The following is an 18,582-nucleotide window of genomic DNA, read 5'->3' as shown; positions in this document are numbered from 1 at the left end:
CGAGTTCGGCCTCCAGGCGGGCCAGGAGGGCGCGGAGGCCGAGTTGGGTCCGTGAACACCGCCTTGGTTGCCGAGGCCACGTCTGGCAGGCGACCGGCTTCCTTCGGGCGCCCCGCCTTCCGCGAAGGCGGGGCGCCGTCAGCAGCACCCCGTGCACGGTGAGAGCGGCCCTCTGCACGCCCGCCCAGCCCTGCGATCCGGTTTCCGGTGCTGCGACGGGGAACGGGCGTCGCGCCTGGCAGCGGGGAGCTGCGGGCAGCGTGCCGGGCTCAAGGCTGTTCCAGCTCTCTCCTGTCCGTTCTCCTGACACCCGGCAGCCCTGAGTACCGTGGCCGGCACGGCTCCCAGGGCTCGGGCAGTTTGTGCCAGCCGTCAGAATTCGAGTTCGTGCTCGATCGCCGCCAGTTCCTCGGCCGTGCCCTGGACTCTCGGGCCCTTGAACCAACGGCGTGCCGAGACCAGCCACCACACTCCGGCGAAGCCGAGAACGATAAGGACGGCGATCGGGGTGTAGTTGAAGTTCTTGCTGGTCACGGGGCTGGTTGTGGGCAGCATGAACAGCACGGTAATGATCAGCGTCCACACGACGGCGACGATGCCGACCGGCCTGCTCCAGCGGCCGAGATGCCAGGGGCCGCGTTCGAAGCGGTCGCCTTGGAGCAGCCTCAGGAAGACCGGCAGGACGTAGGCGATGTACAGGCCGATGACGGCGATGGAGGTCACGGCGGCGTACGCGGTCGCGTTCCACAGGTAGGGCAGGCCGAGGACGAAGGCTCCGCCGGTCGCCAGCCAGACTGCGTTGGTGGGGGTTTTGGTCCGCTTGTTGATGCGGTGCCACACCTGCGAGCCGGGCAACGCGCCGTCCCGGGAGAAGGCGTAGATCATGCGCGAGTTCGCGGTGACCGAGGACATGCCGCAGAAGAACTGCGCCCCGATCGCAACCAGCAGGAGCAGCTTGCCGCCGGTCGCACCGAGGGCGTCGATGAAGATCTGTGCCGGGGGGACGCCGGTGGAGCTGGCCAGGGCGCCGTCGTAGTTCTGGATGGCGAAGGTGATGCCGAGCAGCAGGACCCAGCCGGCGACCAGGGAGACGAGGATCGACATGACGATGCCTCGAGGTCCGGCCTTGGCTGCGTCATGGGTCTCCTCGGTCATGTGCGCCGAGGCGTCGTAGCCGGTGAAGGTGTACTGGGCGAGCAGCAGGCCGAGGAGCCCGACGTAGAGTCCGGAGTGCCAGCCGGTGCCGTTGACGAAGTGGGTGAAGACGAAACTGGCGGACTGGTGTTTGGCCGGGAAGATCACCAGTGCGCCGACGATGACGATCACGCCGAGTATGTGCCACCACACGCTGACGTTGCCGAGGAGGGAGACCAGCCTGACGCTGAAGGTGTTCAGTGCGCCGTGGACGGCGAGCACGATCCCGAAGAGGAGGATGGTGTGGCCGGGGGTGGCGGAGAACCCGAACTGCAGGTCGAGCAAGGCGTTGAGGAAGAACGCTGCACCGAAGTCGATGCCTGCGGTCACGGCGACCTGGCCGAGGAAGTTGAACCAGCCGGTGAACCAGGACCAGGCCGCGCCGTTGGACGGGGCGAGTTTGGCCGCCCAGTAGTAAAGGCCTCCCGCCGTCGGGTAGCTGGAGCAGACCTCGGCCATGGCCAGGCCCACGAAGAGGGTCATCACGCCGACGAGCGGCCAACCCCAGGTGATCATCGCGGGGCCGCCGGTGACCATCCCGAATCCGTAGAGGGTCAGGCATCCGGAGAGGACGGAGATGATGGTGAACGAGATGGCGAAATTCGAGAACGCCGACATCGATCGGGCCAATTCTTGGGCGTAGCCGAGTTCGTGCAGGCGTTGCGCGTCTCCGGACAGAGCCCCTGTGTGCTCCGGTTCCGTCACTGACTTGTCGGTGGACATCAGGGCCTCCTCAGGCTCAGGCCGCCGCGAGTGGATCCGGCGCCCCACTCCCTCGCCTCAAACAAAGGTTTGATGCGATACCTTTTCTTCAGGCGAGGCGGAGCGCAAGGGTCTCGCACCAAACACCGGTCACGAAACGGCATCGGCATCATCGCCGACACGTTGTGGCCCGGAGCAACGGGGCCCCGACCAACACCTCTTGCCGACGCCCACCACTCGCCGGATCAATGGTCTGCGAGACCACCTTAAAGATCTACCGGCCGGGTCAGCAGGAGGCGGTACGAGGGTGAAGGCCCCGCAATCCGGTGCGTCGTCGAGCGTGCGAGGCGTGGCGACCACCATGCTCCGGACACTTTGTACGGCGGCAGGGCGACCATGCCTGGTACCGGCAGGGCGCAGTACGCGCCGTCGCCACCGAGCGCGTGCGCCTGAGGCGTTCTGGTGCCGTCCCCGCTCAAGGGTCCTGCCGGGGTGCACCCGGAGACAGCGTGACCCGAATGATGGTGTGACGTGGTACCTGGCGCCCGGGTACGGGGTCCTGGTTGCACACTCGGCCTGCGGATGTGACGGGCTGGGGGCACGCCTGCTGCCGCACGCGCTGTATGCGGAACCCCGCTGCCTGGGCGTTCGACCGGGCTTCGGACATCGTCTTGCCGGTCAGCGAGGGCGCCGTGGCTGGAGTCCGGGAAGGGGCCTGCCATCCGGTGATCATGTGGGTGGCCAATCCGGTCACCAGCAGCGCTGCGATCACGTGGAGGGGCCATCGGATGCGCCGCCGTCGCATGGTGCGCGTCTTGGGGGACGCACCCCGAAGCGGCAGCGGCCGAGTGTGCCGGAGCGTCGGCGGTGGAATCAGTGGCGAAGCGACCGGTGCGGCGGGGCCTGCGAGTATCTCCCCGATGGCGTTGCGCATCTCTTCGGCAGTCTGGTGACGGTCCGCGGGATCCTTGGACAGCGCGCGGAGCACCAGGGTGTCGTAGACGGCGGGGAGCCCCGGAGCGTGGGCAGAGGGAGGCACCGGCGGATCCGAAAGGTGCTTTATGGCCACGGCCAGCGGTGTGTCTCCGGTGAAGGGAGGGCGGCCGGTGAGCAGCTCGTACAGCAGGCAGCCGGTCGAGTAGAGGTCCGCGCGGTGGTCCACCTGCTCGCCGCGGGCCTGCTCCGGCGAGAGGTACTCGGCTGTGCCCATGACCACCGAGGTACGGGTCAGGGTCGTACCGGTCAGGTTCACCGAGCGGGCGATGCCGAAGTCCGTCACCTTTACCGTGCCCTCGTCGGAGAGCATGGTGTTCGCCGGTTTGATGTCCCGGTGGACAATGCCGTGGTGGTGGGCGTGCTCGAGTGCCTCCAGCACGCCGGCCGTGAGTTCCAGGGCGTGCTCGGGCCCGGTGATCCGCTCGTCGCGCACGAGTTGCAGCAGTGTGGTGCCCGGGACGTACTCCATCACGAGGTACGGCACGGATCCGCCGTCCGCCATGTCCTCGCCCGCGTCGTAGACGGCGACGATGGACGGGTGTCCCAGCAGGGCGGCCGAGACAGCCTCACGACGGAAGCGTGCCCAGTGCTCGGCACTGGCCGCCAGTTCGGGCCGTAGCGTCTTCACGGCGACCGGGCGGAACAGCAGCATATCATGCGCCAGCCATACCTCGCCCATCCCCCCTTGGCCCAGGATCCGTTCCAGGCGATAGCGCCCGCCCAGGCAACACGCGTGATCCACTGCACTCCCCCATGCTGTCGGTCTCCCGCTGGGACGGTAGGGGCGGACTTTGTGGGATCTCTGTGATCTCGTGCGGGTGACCGTTTGCGGATCACGACTTTGCTCCCGGTGCACCTGCCATCGCTGCCGAGCGCATCTGTCAGGAATCACGGGCCTGGCACGGATCCGGCGTGCGCATACCGTCGGTGCGTCCGCAGATGCTCTCTACGATCGTCAGGTTCGCCGGTCGGCCTACCGCAGGCGCGCGGTCAGGCCATTACCGAGGGTGCCCGGGGGCGCAGCCGTGATGTGGCGATGGCGCAGGAAGAACGGCAAGCAGACAGGATCCGAAGACACGCCTGCAGCGGAACCGTCACCGGAGGAAACGTCAGGGACGGCGAAGAAGCACCAGTGGACCCATGGATGGGGGCCCTGGGCCGAAGAGTGGCGGAGCCGGCTGCGCCGCTCCCAGGCAGGGCTCGACCTGCTGGTGTGGTGGAGGGACGAAGGGGACGAATTCCTCGCTCTCGCCGGGCCGCAACGGTACCGGGAGCATCTCGCCGAACTGCTGTCCCGTGCCTCTCCCCGGGACGTGGCAGTCATGGGGACATGGTCCGGGTGGACGGTGTCCGCGTGGCAGAGGGCGCCGCGCTGGAGCACTCCGGTTACTGGGCGGACGAGCGGTTCCACGTGGTGCAGGCCGCCGGCCCGGAGAACCACCCCGAGCAGGGCCTGGCGACGGGGAACTTGGGCTGCAGCATCCTGTCACTGGTCGTCCATGACGCCGAGCGGGCCACACCCCAGGTGCTCGTACCTGGGACCGAAGAGACGTGGACCTGTCCCGTCCTGCGGGTGGATGGTGACCGCCTGCTTGTCTACCCGGACGACCAGGCCCACGAGGCCGGCCTGCCGGACCGCGTGCTCCCCATCCCACCGTCGCCGTCATCGTGACCGAGGCGGGAAGGTGCCTCCAGCAGGACGCTGGGGCTTTCCCTCTGTCACTGGTCTGCGCGGCCCGTCTCTCGGGCATGTACGGGCGGGAAGTCCCCGCCTGCACCGCGCTCCTGAACGTCTCGCGCGAGGTCGACGAGGAGGTTGAAGGTGAGGCGGTCGAGGATGGGCGCGCAGACGCCGGGATCGGTGAAGGTTTCAGCAGGCCCCGCAGGCCCCTGATCACACCCGCGGGTGTGAGGACGGGGTGTCGGCAACGAACTGGCCGCGTTGCCGACACCCTCGGACGATCAGCCTCTGGTCGTCGGTTGCCTGCTCACGACGCGGTGGTGAAGACCAGGACGGAGTCGGGGCCCACGGTCAGGGCGTGTCCGCTGGTGAAGTTCGCCGTCAGCGTACCGACCTTCGTGGGGAAGCCGTTGGCGTCGGTGCTCGGGGTGGCACCGTCCGTGTAGAGGTACTTGTTCAGGGTGATCGACCCGGTCGGCTCGCTCAGGCTGACCGTCTGCGCGACGGACGTGCGGTTGACGAGGACGAACGTCCAGCCTCCGCCGGGCAGCTGAGCGGCCAGCACGCGCACGCCTGTCGGCTCCCCCGGCGCGTGGATGATGGATCCTGTGGGCAGGTACCGGGTCAGCAGACTCCAGGTGTAGAACCACGGACGCAGCGCCGTGGAGTGGGCCGACACCTTACCGGGGTCGTCGCTGCCCCTGCCCCACATCCCACAGAAAGTGGTCGAGGCATAGCCGTCGAGGCACCAGGCGGCCGCGCCGTCGACGCCGCTGCGGGCCTCCTGAACGGCCAGATCCGCCATGCGCAGAGGCTGAGTCGTGTCCAGCGCGAAGCGGTAGTCCTTGCTGCCGTCCGGGTACTGGGCGGCCTTCATGCCCGTCTCCCCCAGCAGCTCCGGACTGCCCGGTGCCGCCGTCCGGAGCTGGGACACCGCCTCGCTCATCACGGGCTCGGCGTACTCGGGGGCTGCGCCGTACAGCTCCTGGCTGTAGAAGTGTGCCTCGCCGGCCCCGAGCAGGCCGCTCCGCGCGGAGCGCAGCCACCAGGAGCCGTTGCCGTTCCAGGTGCCGGTGTCCAGGGCGGTCTGTGTCCGCGTCAGATCGTCGAGCGAGTCGTCGACAGACGTGCTGTTGTTGGCGAGGTGCATCGATCCGACCGTGTGCTCAAGGGTCGAGGAGGCCACCGACAGGCGCAGGTACTTGTTGCCCGTGATGCCGGAGGCGGTGTAGGTGTAGCTCCACATGCCGCCTCCGTTCTTGCCCGTGACCATGGCGACCGGCGTCGGCGGCGCGGCTGCCAGTTTCTTCCACGTAGTGCCGTCCGACGAGGTCTGGAAGGTGACTGCGTTGTCGGTGGCGCTCGCCGCGTAGATCTGCGCGGTGAACGTGTTGAGTGAGGCCAGCTTCCAGACCAGGCCGGAGTCGCATCCGGAACTGCATCCGGGTGCGGTCTGGTGGCCGAGGTCGCCACCGTAGGAGCTGATGCCGGCCTCGGCGGTGTCGGCGCCGGAGATGACCGTCCGGGCGGTGTCCACTCCGGCGGTGGCGGACGCCGACGCGAGGTTGGTCGTCGCGGTTTCCCAGTCGGCGTACGAGTACGACTTCGGGCCGGTGGAGACGTTGGGCTCGTTGACGCCGACCCAGTAGGCGGGCGCGGCGCCGTCGGTCTGCAGATGCTTGATCAACGTCGCCTGGACGGTGGCCGTGTTCGGGGCGGTATAGGTCAGGTTGTCCATGCCGAAGAGTCCGCTGACGACCGGTACGCCCTCGTCGACGTAGTGCTTGATCACCTTCTCGGCGTTCATATAGGGGGCGCTGGTGAAGTCGTAGCTGCCGCCCGCGTCGGTACCGCTCCAGAACCAGGGCAGGTTGAACATGACCCGGACCAGGCCCGGTTTCATGTAGCCGGTGCGGGACACCATCAGGTTCCAGTCGGCGGTGCTCCAGGTCGTGCCGTTCGGCGGCTGGGGGTTCTGGTTGTAGCCCAGGCCGATCCAGCGGCTGCTGACCACGTCGTCGGCGGCGGCGCTGCTCGGGGTCGGGGCCACAAGGCCTGTGCCCAGCGCTACCACGGCGGATAACAGCGCCGCGCACAACGTCCGGCCGACGGACAGGCCGGGCCGGAAACGGAGGAGTGATCGGGAACGCATAGATTCCTTCCAGCGTTTTGTGGCATGGGCGGGAATGCTGCAGTCGCGACCTGTCCCTTCACAAACGGAAGCGGCGCGCTCGTGGTGCCGGCGGCACCGGACGCTGAGCACACCGACGCTGCCCCCATGCCCGCCATTACTCAGGTCGCGTCCTCCCCCATCCTGGCCCGCCCGGATCGGCGGGGGCATCCGTGAAAGCACGGAGGTCCGACACGGGGTTGAGTCCGCTGCTGTGGTGCATCGACGGCCGTGCGGTGATCCAATGCTGTGTGCGCGCCGGAAGGGCGCCCCGTAGGTGTTCGGCCACTGCGGCACGACTGCTGGGCGCGTCGGCATGCTGGGCGGACACGGTCCTGTGCACAACGGATCAGCCCTCTTTCGACCTCGCCGCTCACAGGCTCCCGCGCGAGCCACCGCTACGGGTTCCCGCCCGAGCCACCACACTGGTTCTGTGACAACGGCTCCGCTGGTTCACCCAGGTGCTCCGCGCCGCGCGACTGAGTCCACATCTCATGCCCCGGAGCCCCCATGCCTGTCGACCACGCACGGAAGACCGCGATCCGCCGACGGACGGCCAGAGCGGGTGAGCGACACCGCGAAGCCGCCCATGCCATCGACGTCATCTGCGCCAGTCCCCCACCTCATCGCTTCAACCCAGCACGCTGTGGTCCTTGCATGGCAGGCATACCTGCACACCGGACGCTGAACCAACGGCGGAGCGACCATCTCCAGCAGGAATCGGCGGCCGGCGCGCGCCTCGCCAACCGGCGACCTCATCTCCCGACGATCCCCGAACTCCATCGACGCTGCGGTCGGACCGCAACCGGGCGAACGTTGGCCGACACGGCACTGGCAAGACTCAGCGAGGGCCCCCGGTACAGAACTGCCGTATTCCCCTGGTGTCGTCGTGAGCTGCCCGACGGCGGCCCTGCCTCGCGGCGCGCATCCCGCTCCATACGCCAACCAGCGGCTGGGCCGTGAGTCGGCGTCACCGCGCGTGTGCTCAAGCGATCCCGGCGGCTCCTGTCGGCGGCTTCGGTGTCAACACACCTGGGCCCGACCGGTCAGCCACCCGGACCTTGAACCGACCAACACCGAGGCATCACGCCAGGAGGGTGCGCCAGCGGTCGGCCGACTCCATCAGGTCCAGCGTGACCCGCTCCAGGAACGCACCTGCCCTGGCCAGCCGCTGCCCCACGGGCCTGTCGAGCCCGACCGTCTCCGTCGCCGCCAGCGCGGCCTGCGCCGACTCGAGCGTCTGCCGCGTGCTGATCATGACCGAGTGGTACCAGACCTCGTCATCGACCACGTAGACGTCGCGACGCCGCTGCGGATCGCGCTCGCGCCGGACGTAACCCTGCTGGACCAGGAAGTTCACGGCCACGGAGACGGATGCCGGGCTGACCTTCAGCCTGCTCGTCAACTCGGCTGCGGTGCGCCTGCCGTCCTCGGACAGCAACAGGTCGACGTGCACGCGCGCTGTCATCCTCGGCATCCCCGACCTGACCGCCAGCTCGATGATCTCCTCTTCCATCGCGTCTCCCACCGGTCCGGCCACGCGCGGGGGTGCCGGTGCGCCGCGCCGCGCCCGCTGGGCCGTCGCCCGCTGCGCCTGCTGGGGCCGGTAGCCGCCGGGGCCGCCGTTGCGTCCGACCTCCCGGCTGATCGTCGAGGTCGAACGGTCGAGCCGCCTGGCCATCTCCGCGTAGGAGAGACCGTCGGCGAGTCCGGCCGCGATGCGCTGACGGTCCTGCTGGGTCAACCGTCCTCCTGCCATGCCATCAGTATTGCCTTCGCCGTCATTCATTGCAACGCGCCATTGCATTCGATGTCAGCGTCATTGCATCAATTTACCGCCGTTCACCTGGGAAAACGCCTTTGGATAGATTGACTTGATTCTGAATGCAACGTAGCTTTCGAGCAGCGTCAAACACGTCATATCGCGAGATGAGGAACGGTCATGAGCGAGTCCCTCCACACCGTCACGACGCTGCCGACGGCGCGTCAGCCCGGCTGCCCCTTCGACCCGCCGGCAGAGCTGCTCGACGCCCGCCGACACGGCCCCATCAGCCGCTACACCCACACCGGTGGAAAACCCGGCTGGCTGATCACCGGATACGACCTGGTCAGGTCGGTCCTGGCCGACTCGCGGTTCAGCTCGCGCAAAGAGCTTCTGAACGTCGGTGACTTCGAGGTTCCTCCGGCACCGCCCGGCGAGTTCCTCCTCACGGACGAGCCGCAGCACGGGCGCTATCGCAAGCCGCTGGTGGGCAAGTTCACGGTACGGCGGATGCGACTTCTCACCGAGCGCATCGAGCAGATCACCGCCGACTGCCTGGACGCCATGGAGAAGGCCTGGCCGTCGGCGGACCTGGTGACCGCGTTCGCCAAGCCCATCCCCACCATCGTCATCTGTGAGCTGCTGGGGGTGCCGTACCAGGACCGGGGCTCCTTCCAGGAGCAGATCGACACGTTCATGGGAGGGGCGACAAGCGATGAGGAGCTGATAGCGGCCTACACCGCGACCCAGGAGTACCTCGCGCAGCTGGTGGCGGCCAAACGCGCGAACCCCACCGACGACGTGCTCAGCGAACTCACCGACAGCGATCTGACCGATGAGGAGCTGAAGGGGATCAGCCTGGTCCTGCTGGCCGCCGGCTTCGACACCACCGCGAACATGCTTTCCCTCGGCACCTTCGCGCTGCTGCAGAACCCGGCGCAACTGGCCGCGCTGCGCGCCGACCCCGCGCTCACCGACCGGGCCGTGGAGGAGCTGCTGCGGTATCTGAGCGTCGCCAAGACGTTCATGCGGACGGCCCTCGAGGACGTCGAGCTGGGCGGCCAGACCATCGAGGCCGGCACAACGGTCGTCCTGTCGTACAACACCGCCAACCGCGACCCCGAGCGCTTCGCCGACCCCCACGTGCTCGACCTCCGGAGGCAGGACACGGGCGGGCACCTGGCCTTCAGCCACGGCATCCACCAGTGCCTGGGCCAGCAGCTGGCCCGCGTCGAAATGCGAGTCGCGTTCCGCGCGCTGGTCGACCGGTTCCCCACACTGCGCCTGGCCGTACCGGCCGAACAAGTTGGCCTGCGCCCGGAGACCGCCGACATCTACGGGGTGAAGAGCCTCCCGGTCACCTGGGACAAGGAGGAGTCATGAGGACCACACGCCTACGCGTCGACCGTGAGCGCTGCATCGGCGCCGGGATGTGCGCCCTGACCGCCCCCGAGGTCTTCGACCAGGACATCGACGACGGCCGCGTGCTCCTGCTGAACGCCGAGCCGCCCACCGCCCATCGCGCGGCCGCACAGATGGCCGTCGGCGTCTGCCCTTCCGGGGCGATCACCCTCCACGAGCCGGAATCCAGCGGCTCCTAGAGCAGGGGCTACCACCCGGACCGAGAACCCCGCGCCGCGCCTCGGTGGGGCTCTCGCGCGTACGGCAGGCGTCACTCACCCAAAGGGCAGGTGTCACGCTTCCTGCCCGGTGGCTGCCCTGAGGACGATCTCGCAAGATGCACCGCGGGGGAACATCCGGCTCCGCCTCCGGTGCTGTTGCCGCCTCCGGCACTGCCGCGCACGGCCATAGGCGACGAACCCGCCACCACTGTGCCGACGTGCACCGGTTGCTGGAGCGGGGCTGGACGATCAACGCGATCGGACGCCACCTCGGTCTGGATCGCAAGACCGTTCGCCGGTTCTGGACACCGACCTCGACGTCTTGCTCTCCTGTGCCCGGGACCGCCGTCCCAACGGTGTCCTGGAGCCGTACAAGCCGTATCCAACGCCCGCTTCACCAGCGGGATCACCAGCGGCACCCAGCTGTTCGAGGAGATCCGCGGGCGCGGCTACCGCGGCAGCGTCCCGGTCGTCCGCAAGCACCTCGCAAGTCTGCGGACCGGCAATGCCGAGCCCGTCCGGATTGCCATCCGGCCGTTGGTGTCGGCCACCAGGTCGGCCAGCAGCCGGTCAGACGCGGCGAGTCGCTGCGCCCGGCCGGCCAGCGGTGCACGTCTCGTCGTCATGCCCTCGCGGCACGGTCCCGTTCGGAGCGTTCTCGCTCTCCCGCACGGCCGTATCCGCCCCCGGGAAGGGCAGCCTGCCCTGGCTCGAGGTCCGGGAGGTGAGTGCCTCGGGCGGCCTGGTCCGCATCATGACCACCGGCTCCTCGGGCGACCCCGTCCGCTGGTCCCACCACCTGGCCAAGGACGTCACGAACCTGCACCTGTTCCTGTCGGTCGCCCACAGCCTGCGCGAGCAGTCCGCCGTTGATTAGACACTCCCGGGGCGGGCGGCAGACATGCGTAGAACTCCTTGTTCCGACGCTGGTGTTCGCCCAGATCGGGCGTGGGGCCGGGTCGGTGTGGGTGGGCCGGTCACTGTCTCGGTCGTGTCTGAACCTCATGATGGGGGCTCACGAGAACTGACCCAGGCGTGGGAAAGGCCGGCAGCCCGGGTGCGGCCTTCGTCGGCTCTGCGCGGGTTCAGAGTCGGTCTGTGTGTAGCGGTCGCCGTGCCCGTCGGGGACGATCGCGTCCTGCTGGCCACGTCAGGCGATGGCGAAGAAGACACCGTGCGGTTGTGGGACCCGTGGACCGGCGAACGGGTTGGTGGCCCCCTGCGGGAGAACTCGAAGACCGGTGGGCGTGTCATGACGATGGTGGCCCTGCCGTTCGCCGGCGGGCATACCCGGCTTGCCACGGCGCACCACGACGAGGACGACGACGGGCATGTGGTGTACCTGTGGGACACGGTCACCGGCGAGCAGGTCGGCGGGCCGCTGCCGGGCCCGGAATTCGCGTCGGGTCTGGCCGCCCTGCCCATGCCGGATGGGCGGAACCTGCCGGCCATCGCCCCATGCGAAGACGAGGAGGTGTGGCTGTGGGACGCGGCCACGGCCGAGCGGGTCATCGCTCCGCTGCGCGCCCCAGCGGGTGTGGACGGCCCGAGCGCGCTGACCGCGGTGACGCCCGTCGACGGCCGCACATGCTGGCCACGGCCCATGGTCACCGGGAAGGCGCCGTGGTGTGTCTGTGGGACCCGGCGACGGGTGAGCTGGTTCAGAAACTGCTGTGCCCCCAGGAGGACGAGGGCCTGCCGAGCGGGCTGACGGCCGTGTCGCTGCCCGACGGAGGCATCCTGCTGGCCTTGTGCCGCAACTACGACGATCACGAGACGGTACGCCTGTGGGACGTGGCAACCGGTGCTCCGGTCGGCGGGCCCATCACCGGTCCCGGTCTGCACCCCGTCCCCATGGCCGACGGGACGACGCTGCTGTCGATCGGATCGGGACTGTGGGACCCGGTGTCCGGGCGCCGAACAGGTGACGTGGGGACGAACCGTGTCCCCGCCGCAACGACAGCCGTTCCGTTGCCGGACGGCCCCACGCTGCTCGTGGGAGAAGTGGCCGGTGGTGCGGTCCGGCTGTGGGACCCGAGCACGGGCCTACCGGTCGCCGCCCCCTTCGAAAGCCACAGGCACGTGGAGCACATCGCGGCGATACCTTCGGCGGACGACCGCACGCTCCTGGCAGTTCGAAACTTCGACGGCTCGATCCGCGTCTGGGATGCCGGCAGCCGTCAACGCGTGGGCGAACTCACCGGCGGGCCGATGGCCGCGGTCGTCCCGTCCGGCGGCCACCCGGTACTGGCCGTCGCCAGGCGGGGCGCGATCGAGCTGTGGGATCCCCTGACCTGCCAATGGGTGGGCTCCCGTCTCCTGGAGCGACCGATCACGGCCCTGGCCGGTGTCGGGTCGAATCTGGTCGTCGGATGCACCGACGGCCTTGCCCTCGTCAACATCAGCGGCTGAACCTCGGGACTCTGCCGCAACGCCGCTGGCATTCCCGTCACGGAACCACCGCCAGCGGGACGGCCGCCGTTCCGCGACGTGCCAACGCCTCTGCCGTCCTGCGGCAGCGCCCTCCCGCTCGACCACCATGGACGCACGCCCCTTCCGCTCCTGCACCGCGCTTCGCATCAGCAGCTGAAGGTTGGGTGTAGCCGTGTTGTCGGTCCGCAACAGGGTCTTGGCATCCACGAGCGGTTGCACGCGGCGCCAGAACGCCTCATCGGTGATCTCGGGAGAGGAGAGAAGCAGGCTCTGCGAAGTCTCGTCGAGGGACGACTGGCGAGGTACGTCGGCCGGGAACTCCGACAACCAGCGCCCGCTGCCCTGCCACATGGCGGCCATCAACGTGGATATGCGGCGCGACACATCGGGCACCGTTGGCCAGGACACCTCCGACAGGGCCAGGCGTATGGGATCGACCCTGCCCTCACGGTGTGCCGTGACCGCTCGACGGCCTCCCTTCGCCATGGCCGTCGAGGAGGCGGCACCCGACGCCCAGGAAGTCGCCGATCGCCGGCACCTCCCCCGGAACCTCTCGACGGCCGCGGCGAAAACGTACCGCCGGCACCGTGCCTGTCTGCGGCGGTCTGTTGGGACGCCCTGTGATCACTGGGGAGACCTGTACCTGCACTGCCGTCATGGCTGGTGCTTCAGCTGATGCGAGTTCCTGCGCCGCTCACGCGGACGCGGGGGTCACCCGCGCGCAGCGTCACCGTGAGCTCGCCGGGGCGGCCCAGGTCCTCGCCCTGGTGCAGGGTGAGGACGGCGTCCTCGGGGACCAGGCCGAGCCGCCGGGCGTACGCACCGAACGCGGCGGCCGCGGCGCCGGTCGCCGGGTCCTCGACGACGCCGCCGACGGGGAACGGATCACGGACGTGGAAGACGGTGGCCGACTCCCGCCACACCAACTGGACCGTGGTCAGGTCCAGGCGGTGCATCAGGGCTTCGAGGCGCGCGAAGTCGTATGCGAGATCTGCGAGGCGAGCGCGCGTTGCCGCCGCGAGAACGAGATGGCGAGCGCCGGCGAACGCGATACGGGGCGGGAATGCCGGGTCGAGATCGGCGTCCGGCCAGCCGAGCGCCGCGAGCGCCTCATCGAGGTCGGTGTCGGCGATCTCGTCGATGCGCGGCTCGACACTGGTGAGCGTGGCCCGGACCGTCCCGTTCTCCTGGGCCACCTCCACCGGCACGGCACCGGCGCGCGTCGCGAACACCAGCTCCCCGGGGCCTATCCGCTCGGCGAGCGCCACGGCGGCCGCGACGGTGGCGTGCCCGCAGAACGGCACTTCGGCCTTCGGGCTGAAGTAACGGATGCTGTACGCCCGCCCCTCCTGCCCGCCAAAGGCCTTTGGGGGCGCGGTCAGGAACGCGGACTCCGAGTATCCGAGGTCGGCCGCGATGGCCAACATGTCGCTGTCGTCCAGGGCGGTGGCGTCCAGAACGACGCCGGCGGGGTTTCCGCCCTCGGGGTCGCTGGAGAAGGCGGTGTATCGCAGCACCTCGGGCCGCGGCGCATTCGTCGTCATGCTCGGTGAAACGCGGGGACACCCGACGGCTATTCCGTCCGACAGCGGTTCGAACAGCGATGACGGCAGTACAGGCACAGGTCTCCCCTGTGCTCACGGGGCGTCGCAACCCCCGTGATCACCAAGACACCCGCCGGATTCGTTGCCGGGCCGACCACACGCCCAACCCTGTCAACTCCAAGGCGGGCCGGCCAAGGAGGCCTAGGTAAGTGGCACCCGGTGCGGACCCGACGGTCCACCACCCGAGCGCGGCCTGAACCCCTTACACGGAGGGGCCCCAGCCGCCGGTTCTTCACCTGCCGGGTGGGGGCGTACGTTTCCAAGTCACGGCCTGCGAAGGCCAGCAGGTGTGGGTGGGCGGCGGCGTCTGCCGGGACCGGGTGTTCGGCGTCGAACATTCCGGGGCGGCGAAAGGCATCGAAGTCCATGGCACGCAGGGGCGTCAGGAGGGCCGCGCGTAGTCGAGGCAGGCCGCGGCGAACTCGCGGGGGGTGTCGGAGCCTAACGCGTACATGCCGTCATTGAGGGCCCGGCGCAGCATCGGGCTCGCGGCCATGGCCTTCTCCAGCAGCGCGTCCAGCTCGGGTCGCCTGCCGCGCGCAGCCGACGTTCGGCTTCGGCGCGGTCGAAGGGGATCGAAGGGGGGCGAAGCAGTACTGATGGTGCCGAGTTCGTAGACGCCGTCGAGTGCGATGAGAGCGGCGATGGGGTGGTCGAAGGCGGCGGCGCGCGGTGCGAGGTGAGGGCACGTCCGACCGGTCACCGGATGCGGAGCTCGGCCGGCTGCAGGCAGTGCCTGGTGGTCTCGCCGGCGACGGGGGCACCGAGCACGGTGGCGTGCGGCCGCAGGCAGCGACCTGTGACGGAGGTCAGGGTGTGGTCCAGCTCCGCCGGCCCCCTTTGAGCTTCTCCTGTTCCAGGTGCTCACCGCCGGGCTGTGCACCCGCCCTCGGTCCGTGCGGCTGTCCACAGTGCGATCTGCGTGCGAGAGCGCAGGCCCAGCTTGTCGCGGATCTTGTCCAGGTGCGTGGCGACCGTGTGGATCGAAAGGCCGAGCCGGTCCGCGATCTGCCGGTTGGTCAGCCCTTCGGCGACGAGTTCGGCCACCGTGGACTCCCTTACGGTGAGCCGGAACCGATCGTCGGTGGACCGGACATCGCGCCCCGTTCGGTCCTCGCCGCTCCCCGCGCCGAGCGCGTACGCGACCAGCCGCTCTCCGCGCAGCCCACGGGCGCCGGCGACGGCAGCCTCCTGTGCCGCTGCCGACAGCCGTGTCCGGGCACGGGCCGCCGCCTGTTCCATCCTGTGCCGCCAGGGAGCCTCGGGCTCGGTGTCCAGGCGGCGCCGCGCCTGCACGCTCGCCTCGTACAGCCGCAGCGCCCGCTGCATGTCGCCGCTCTCCGCGGCCACGAGGGCCAGGCCCTCCACGGGGTACAGGGCGTGGAAACTGGCCCTTGGAGCGATCCGCAGCACCTCAGCGAACAGGGTCTCCGCGCTGCGCAGACGCCCAAGGGCCAGCCGTACGGCCCCAGCGGTGTGCAGCGCGGCCGCGGTCCGAGGCCACGGCGCTTGCTGCCGCAGCACGGGCAGACACCGTGACATCAGTTCGTCGGCCTCCAGCTCCCCGCCGGCCTGAAGCAGCGCCCAGGCCAGGTGATGCGTGCACCAAGCGGTGTCCTGCGGGCTGCCGGGGGAAGCGACGACCGCGAGGCACTCCCTCAGATCCGCGACGGCCTCGACGAACTCACCGCGGCACAGCCGCGCCGCCGCCCGGGCGTCCAGGGCATTGGCCAGTCCGGCGGCGTCACGGCGCATCCGTTCGCTCTGCACCGCTTGCTCGCCCAGGCGCAGCGCCTCGTCCAGATCGGCCTGCTGGCAGGCCGCGCGTGCGGCGAGCGCCGGCACCTGCCCGCCCAGGGCCCGGTCTCCGGCTCCCTGTAGTAGTCCGGTCAGCAGCGCACGGGCTGCCGACGGCTGCTCCTGCTGGTAGTGCACACGCGCCAACTCCAGTGTCAGCCGCACCCGTACGGCATCGCCGTGGCCGGCGGTGCAGGCCAGTACCGAGGCGAGATTGTCCCGTTCCGCCGCCAGCGGGCTGCCGGCCTGGTCGGCGAACACCTCCCCGCGGCCCCGCTCGGCCAGCTCGGTCAGCCACGCGAGCGCCCGGCGCAGGGTGGCGTCCAGTTCGCCGGATGCGCGCAGACGGTCCATGGCGCAGACACGGATGGCACTCAACTGCCTGAAGCGTGTGGGTGCCGTCTCTCCCGGCAGACGTACGACGAGCGACTTCGCCTCCAGGGCGCACAGGATGCGGAAGACCTGCCGCCTGCCTATGCCGCAACCGGCGCAGACTGTTTGTGCAGCGGTCACGTCGAACCCGCCGACCAGGACCGAAAGACGCCGGAAGACCGTCTGCTCGGCCGGATCCAGCAGCCGATGGCTCCAGTCGACCGCTGCGGCGAGCCCGCTGTGGCGTGGGGGTCCGGTTCTGCTTCCCCCGGTCAGAAGGTCCAGCTGGGAGAACTGGTCGTCCAGTCCAGCCAGGATGTCGCTCAGCGAGAGCGCACCCACGTGGCGGGCCGCGAGTTCGACGGCGAGCGTCAGGCCGTCCAGGCGCCGGCAGATCTCGGCCACCAGGTGGCCGTTGCCGCGATGGAGCGTGAATTCGGGGAAGTTGCTCACGGCGCGGTCGACGAAGAGCCGTACGGCATCGGACTGCATCAGGGCCGTCACATCGTCTCCGGCGTCGGCCGACGGCAGGGACAGCTCACCGACCCGGAACACGGTCTCTCCGGGCACCCTCAGGGCCTCCCTGCTGGTGGCCAGGATCCGCAGACGGGGGCAGCGGCCCAGCAAGGTCGCCGCCAGCCGGGCGCACGGCTCGGCCAGATGCTCGCAGTTGTCCAGAATCAGCACCCGGGAGGCGTCACCGATCGCCCGGACCAGCACGTCGACGCCGGCCCGGCCCGCTCGTTCGCCCACCCCCAGCGCGGCGGCCAGGGACTGCGTCAGCAGCGCGCCGTCCTGGAGCGAGGCGAGTTCCACGAGGTCGACTCGTGCGAAGCGCTTCGGTAATCCCTTGGCGAACTCCAGCGCCAGCCGGGTCTTGCCCACACCGCCCGCACCGGTCAGCGTGAGGAGGCGCGAGCTCCTCAGCAAGGTACGCAGGCCCGACAGCTCGTGCTGCCGGCCGACGAAGGAGTCGAGCGCCGGCGGCAGGACGCTCCCACCGGCCGTCGAGACCGCAGGCGTGACACCCGAAGCCGCCCGTCGCCGCAGCGCCCGCTGCCGACAGGCGTTGGAGCAGTATCGAGCCGGCCGACCCCCGTGCGGCCTCACGATCAGCGCCGCACCGCACACCTCACATGTTCGACTCCGGCTCATCCCCGATTCCTGGCCGCACCGCCCCGGAACGAAACCATCGCCTTCAGCCATGTGTCTCCACGACGACTGTGCCGGTCGGCTTCGGCAGGAGCAGAGCGACCGCCGTCACGCGCGCGATGGCCGACACCGTGGCGGGGCCGGCCACCGCAGGCATCCAGGTGTGTCAGGGTGTGGCGCCGGGGTCGATGCCGAGTACGACGGTTCCGGTCACTCCCTTGCCGAGGTCACTGCCTGCCTGGGTGAGGGTCAGCAGGGTCGAGGACCCGCCGTTGCGGTAGATGCCGTCCCGTGCGTTGAGCGTGCGGTTGGCCGTGTTGTTCCGGTACGGGGACAGGGCGGCGATCCTCGTGTTGTACGCCTCCGGGAAGTAGAGCTGGCCCGTATGGGACACGTGGCCGCCGTGGTACGTCCCGTTGGACACGGTGCCTCCCGCATGCGTCTTGACGTGGATGTGGAGGGCCCGGCCGACGTACCAGCCGGGGTAGATGGTGGTGAACTCCGCGACGCCGGCGGAGTCGGTCAGCTGCACGCCGCGCAGGAAGGTGGTGTCCGGGGTGGAACCTCCGGCGACATAACCGGAGTAGACCCCGAGGGCGTCGCAGTGCCAGATGTCGACCGCAGTCTGGGGCAGCGGGGCGCAGGTCGCTGCGTCGACCACCGTCACGCGGAGGGTCAGCGGAACGCCCGCCTTCCCCTCTGTGATGTTCTTGCGGACCGTCTCCAGGTCCAGGTAGTACGGCCCTTCGGTCTGCTCGGGCGTGAGGACGCAGGCGACGGCCGGCCGGGGCACGGTCCGGGGCTCGGTGGCGGCGGTCGCCTGCGTGGCGGCGAGACCCAGCGCGGCCACGCCGAGGGTGGCGCCGCCCAGGGTGGCTATGACGGACCTGCGGGTGGCACCTGCGGGAACGTCCGACGGCTCGAGGCCGCGCTGAGGTTCCGCGGTGTTGTGGTGGGGGATGTCAGTCATGGTGTGAGCATGTCGCCGGTGACGACCCAAGGGATCGCACGAACGACCCACGAAGCCACTGCGTTACGAAACCCACCACCGGCGCAGCGTGCCCGTCGTGCACGGACATCGCGGCCGTGACGATCCG

14 protein-coding genes are annotated in these 18,582 nt (G+C 69.6%); 6 read left to right on the top strand and 8 right to left on the bottom strand.

What is annotated here, in order from left to right:
• Nucleotides 1–372: 372 nt before the first annotated feature.
• Both AB0H32_RS03035 and AB0H32_RS03030 read right to left on the bottom strand, forming a co-directional pair.
• On the bottom strand, nt 373–1,917 hold the full coding sequence (locus AB0H32_RS03035) for an amino acid permease (RefSeq protein WP_361113293.1): 1,545 nt from the start codon (nt 1,915–1,917) through the stop codon (nt 373–375).
• Between the two features lie 454 nt (nt 1,918–2,371).
• Nucleotides 2,372–3,634, bottom strand: a complete 1,263-nt coding sequence (locus AB0H32_RS03030; protein ID WP_361113290.1) for a protein kinase — start codon at nt 3,632–3,634, stop codon at nt 2,372–2,374.
• 612 nt (nt 3,635–4,246) lie between these two features.
• Between AB0H32_RS03030 and AB0H32_RS03025 the strand changes: the two genes are divergently transcribed.
• A complete protein-coding gene (locus AB0H32_RS03025; RefSeq protein WP_361113287.1) occupies nt 4,247–4,564 on the top strand; it encodes a hypothetical protein in 318 nt (105 codons plus the stop codon).
• 316 nt (nt 4,565–4,880) lie between these two features.
• Here AB0H32_RS03025 and AB0H32_RS03020 read toward each other — a convergent pair whose 3' ends face one another.
• Together AB0H32_RS03020 and AB0H32_RS03015 are read right to left on the bottom strand one after the other, a co-directional pair.
• Nucleotides 4,881–6,623 (bottom strand): hypothetical protein, encoded by a 1,743-nt coding sequence (locus AB0H32_RS03020; RefSeq protein WP_361113284.1) that lies wholly within the window; start codon nt 6,621–6,623, stop codon nt 4,881–4,883.
• A 1,204-nt stretch (nt 6,624–7,827) separates the two neighbouring features.
• On the bottom strand, nt 7,828–8,502 hold the full coding sequence (locus AB0H32_RS03015) for a helix-turn-helix domain-containing protein (protein ID WP_361113281.1): 675 nt from the start codon (nt 8,500–8,502) through the stop codon (nt 7,828–7,830).
• A 183-nt stretch (nt 8,503–8,685) separates the two neighbouring features.
• Here AB0H32_RS03015 and AB0H32_RS03010 point away from each other — a divergent pair, with 183 nt between their 5' ends.
• The 5 genes from AB0H32_RS03010 (at nt 8,686) to AB0H32_RS02990 (ending at nt 12,539) form a co-directional block, all read left to right on the top strand.
• The gene (locus tag AB0H32_RS03010) at nt 8,686–9,888 is read left to right on the top strand and encodes a cytochrome P450 (protein ID WP_361113278.1); all 1,203 of its coding nucleotides are present in this window, start codon (nt 8,686–8,688) and stop codon (nt 9,886–9,888) included.
• Nucleotides 9,885–10,106, top strand: coding sequence for a ferredoxin (locus AB0H32_RS03005; protein ID WP_361113275.1), 222 nt, complete (start codon nt 9,885–9,887; stop codon nt 10,104–10,106). Before AB0H32_RS03010 ends, AB0H32_RS03005 begins: the two co-directional genes overlap by 4 nt.
• 745 nt (nt 10,107–10,851) lie before the next feature.
• Entirely contained in the window at nt 10,852–11,004 is a 153-nt protein-coding gene (locus tag AB0H32_RS03000) for a hypothetical protein (protein WP_361113272.1), read from the top strand.
• A gap of 375 nt (nt 11,005–11,379) precedes the next feature.
• Entirely contained in the window at nt 11,380–11,838 is a 459-nt protein-coding gene (locus AB0H32_RS02995) for a hypothetical protein (protein WP_361113269.1), read from the top strand.
• The gene (locus tag AB0H32_RS02990) at nt 11,751–12,539 is read left to right on the top strand and encodes a hypothetical protein (RefSeq protein WP_361113266.1); all 789 of its coding nucleotides are present in this window, start codon (nt 11,751–11,753) and stop codon (nt 12,537–12,539) included. The genes AB0H32_RS02995 and AB0H32_RS02990 overlap by 88 nt, the downstream gene beginning before the upstream one ends.
• 689 nt (nt 12,540–13,228) lie before the next feature.
• Here the strand turns inward: AB0H32_RS02990 and AB0H32_RS02985 are convergent.
• From AB0H32_RS02985 to AB0H32_RS02970, 4 genes are all read right to left on the bottom strand, one after another.
• Nucleotides 13,229–14,104: a PhzF family phenazine biosynthesis isomerase gene (locus AB0H32_RS02985; protein WP_361113263.1), complete on the bottom strand. Its 876-nt coding sequence runs from the start codon at nt 14,102–14,104 to the stop codon at nt 13,229–13,231.
• A 442-nt stretch (nt 14,105–14,546) separates the two neighbouring features.
• Complete coding sequence (locus AB0H32_RS02980) at nt 14,547–14,867, bottom strand: hypothetical protein (RefSeq protein WP_361113260.1); 321 nt, start codon at nt 14,865–14,867, stop codon at nt 14,547–14,549.
• A 161-nt stretch (nt 14,868–15,028) separates the two neighbouring features.
• Nucleotides 15,029–17,488, bottom strand: a complete 2,460-nt coding sequence (locus AB0H32_RS02975) for a LuxR C-terminal-related transcriptional regulator (protein ID WP_361113257.1) — start codon at nt 17,486–17,488, stop codon at nt 15,029–15,031.
• A 163-nt stretch (nt 17,489–17,651) separates the two neighbouring features.
• Nucleotides 17,652–18,455 carry an intradiol ring-cleavage dioxygenase gene (locus tag AB0H32_RS02970; protein ID WP_361113254.1) on the bottom strand — a complete coding sequence of 268 codons (804 nt, stop codon included), beginning with the start codon at nt 18,453–18,455 and terminating at the stop codon, nt 17,652–17,654.
• Nucleotides 18,456–18,582 lie beyond the last annotated feature (127 nt).

The organism is Streptomyces sp. NPDC020362, assembly GCF_040642095.1.
Taxonomy (GTDB): domain Bacteria; phylum Actinomycetota; class Actinomycetes; order Streptomycetales; family Streptomycetaceae; genus Streptomyces.
The sequence above is the reverse complement of the archived record's forward strand: the minus strand, read 5'-3'. Positions and strand labels throughout refer to the sequence as shown.